Source organism: Paenibacillus timonensis (genome assembly GCF_022427145.1).
GTDB lineage: Bacteria > Bacillota > Bacilli > Paenibacillales > Paenibacillaceae > Fontibacillus > Fontibacillus timonensis.
Genome location: NZ_JAKSXN010000122.1, coordinates 1 through 3,117, shown reverse-complemented (window position 1 = coordinate 3,117; position 3,117 = coordinate 1). Strand labels below are relative to the sequence as shown.

Sequence of the window (3,117 nt, the reverse complement as noted above, 5' to 3'; positions counted from 1 at the left end):
CTTTCCGGGTTCGGTTTTTTAGGAGAATATGTACTGTTTTTCGTACAAACGACCGGCGTCCATCCGCCGCTGCCCACCTGCCGCAGACGGAACTCTGTTCCTAATGCAGCCGGCGGAACTGTTGGGGCGTCATGCCCGTATGCTTGCGAAAGGTCGCGACGAAGTGGCTGGCATCGCGGAAGCCCATCTTGCTGGCGATGGCGGCGACGGTGACGCCGGGTTCGCTGGCCAAATGTTCCTTCGCTTTGTGGATGCGCATTTGGGTGAGGTAGCTGTAGGGCGCGATGCCGAACGTTTGCTGGAACAGCTTGCTGAGATGCCGGCCCGACATCCCGACCACCTCCGCCAAGGATTCCAGCCCGACGTCGGGATTGCCGTATTCCCGCTCCATCCAGGCGAGCAGCGGTCCCAGCTTCTCCATGTTGCGGGGAACAGCGTTGCTGCTTACCTGCCCGAATTGGCTCAGGACGGCAAGAAACCGGTACACCTCCGTCGAGGTTTCCAGGCCGAAGAGGTCCTGAATGCTGTCCAGCTTGTTCAGCAAATGGCCGAGCAGCGGGGTGAGCGGGGCTTCCGCTTCCCAGCGGAATAACGCGGCCTCCCGGATGCCGAACGCCCCCAGGATCGACCCGGCCGCCGCTCCGCCAAAGGTGAGGTAATACGTCTCCCATTTGGAGCTCCGCTTGGCCTCGTAGGCGTGCGGCATGCCCGGCGGCAGCAGCATGCCGCTGCCTGGAGGCAGGGGAACCGTTCCGCTTCCAAAGGTTAACTCCCCCTCGCCCTCGGCGGTTTGCAGCCAGTGGTAATAAGGATATCCGTCCGGGCGGGCGATTTTCTCCTGATTCGGATTATAACCTACGCTTTCCAGGAGTAAGGGAAGATCCGGGGTTGCGGCCGGAGAGAAAACAAAACGGGTAAAGGCCCGTGTGCTCATCGTAATGCACGCCTCCTTACTTGATCCATATTATTATATTACAAATCAGAAATATTATATATAAAGCGGGAAAATTCCACCTTACAATGGACTTAGAAGTTATATATCGCTAAAGGATGTGGGTATGGTGATCAACGATAAACTGCCGAAAATCTGGTACGGCGGCGACTACAATCCGGAGCAGTGGGGACCGGACATTTGGAAAGAGGACGAGCGGATGTTCAAACTGGCGGGGATCGACGTTGCGACGGTCAACGTTTTTTCCTGGGCGCTGAACCAACCGAGCGAGAAAACGTATGATTTTGCGCAACTCGACGAAACGATCGACCGGCTGTACAAAAGCGGCGTCCACGTCTGCCTGGCCACCAGCACCGGGGCTCACCCCGCATGGATGGCCCATAAATACCCGGACGTGCTGCGCGTTGACGTGCAGGGACGGAAACGCCGGTTTGGCGGACGTCATAACTCCTGCCCGAATTCGCCGACCTACCGCAAATATTCCACCCGTCTGGCCGGTAAGTTGGCCGAACGCTACAAGGATCATCCGGGCCTGCTGATCTGGCATATTTCCAACGAGTATGGCGGGTATTGCTATTGCGACAACTGTGCGGCCGCCTTTCGCGTTTGGTTGCGGGAGCGTTATCAGACGCTGGATGAGCTTAACCGGGTTTGGAACACGCGGTTCTGGGGCCATACGTTTTATGATTGGGAAGAAATCGTGGTCCCGAACGAACTCAGCGAGGAGTGGGGCGGAAGCCGCACCAATTTCCAAGGGATTTCGCTCGATTACCGGCGCTTCCAGTCCGAGTCCCTGCTGGAATGCTACAAGCTGGAATACGACGAGATCAAAAAGCATACCCCGAACGTTCCGGTGACGACAAATTTGATGGGGCTTTATCCGGAGCTGGATTATTTCGAATGGGCCAAACATATGGATATCGTCTCCTGGGACAACTACCCGTCCCTGGATACGCCGGTCAGCCACACGGCCATGACCCACGACCTGATGCGCGGGCTGAAAAGCGGCGCACCTTTCATGCTGATGGAGCAGACGCCAAGCCAGCAAAACTGGCAGCCGTACAACTCGCTTAAGCGCCCAGGCGTCATGCGCCTATGGAGCTATCAGGCGGTTGCCCGCGGCGCCGACACGGTGATGTTCTTCCAGCTGCGCCGCTCGATCGGGGCGTGTGAGAAATACCACGGGGCGGTGATCGAGCACGTCGGCCACGAGCACACCCGGGTATTCCGCGAGGTGGCGGAGCTTGGCCGGGAGCTGGAGCAGCTTGGCGATACGCTGCTGGACGCGCGGACCGAAGCAAAGGTCGGCATCGTCTACGATTGGGAGAATCGCTGGGCGATCGAGCTCTCAAGCGGCCCGACCGTCGCTTTGAATTACGCGAACGAGGTTCACAAGTATTACGATGCGCTGTTCCAAATGCACGTGGAGAGCGACATGGTGTCGGTGGAGGAAGACTTTGGCAAGTATGAGATCGTGATCGCGCCGGTGATGTACATGGTGAAGCCGGGATTCGCGAAAAAAGTCGAGGAGTTCGTGGCGGGCGGCGGAACGTTCATCACCACCTTCTTCAGCGGCATCGTAAACGAAAACGACCTGGTAACAACCGGCGGGTATCCGGGCGAGCTGCGCTCCGTGCTGGGCATCTGGGCGGAGGAGATCGACGCTTTGCTGCCGGGACGCACGAACCAAATCGTGATGAAAGAAGCCTGGGGCGCGCTGTCGGGCCAATACGAATGCGGCCTCTTGTGCGATTTGATCCACGCCGAAGGCGCCGAGGTACTGGCGGAATACGGTTCCGATTTCTATCGGGGCATGCCGGTCGTGACGGCCAACCAGTTCGGCAAAGGCCGCGCCTATTATGTGGCGAGCAGCCCGGATGCGGCTTTCCTGCAAGGGTTCCTGAAGAACCTGTGCGAGGAAAAAGGCATCCGGCCGCTGCTGGACGCCCCAACCGGCGTCGAAGTGGCGCGCCGCGTCAAGGACAACAAAGCGTTCTTGTTCCTGCTGAACCATAACGAAGGAGCCGCCGAGGTGGAGATCGGGTCCGAAGGCATGAAGGACCTGTTGGCGAATACCGAGGTGTCCGGCACCGTCACGGTGCCCGGTCGGGGCGTCGTCATCTTGGAAGGCCGGAAATAATAAAAAACCGCAAGGCCGTTGTCGG

Annotated in this window: 2 protein-coding genes; one reads left to right on the top strand and one right to left on the bottom strand. The window is 58.6% G+C overall.

Annotated features, from left to right (window positions below):
• Nucleotides 1-100: 100 nt before the first annotated feature.
• Nucleotides 101-934 (bottom strand): AraC family transcriptional regulator, encoded by an 834-nt coding sequence (locus MJ257_RS24425; RefSeq protein WP_240271771.1) that lies wholly within the window; start codon nucleotides 932-934, stop codon nucleotides 101-103.
• A gap of 127 nt (nucleotides 935-1,061) precedes the next feature.
• Between MJ257_RS24425 and MJ257_RS24420 the strand changes: the two genes are divergently transcribed.
• The gene (locus tag MJ257_RS24420; protein WP_240271770.1) at nucleotides 1,062-3,092 is read left to right on the top strand and encodes a beta-galactosidase; all 2,031 of its coding nucleotides are present in this window, start codon (nucleotides 1,062-1,064) and stop codon (nucleotides 3,090-3,092) included.
• Nucleotides 3,093-3,117: the final 25 nt, after the last annotated feature.

Coding starts and splice junctions, on each gene's coding strand:
- MJ257_RS24425 (WP_240271771.1), bottom strand. CDS start 934: ATGAGCACACGGGCCTTTACCCGTTTTGTTTTCTCTCCGGCCGCAACC.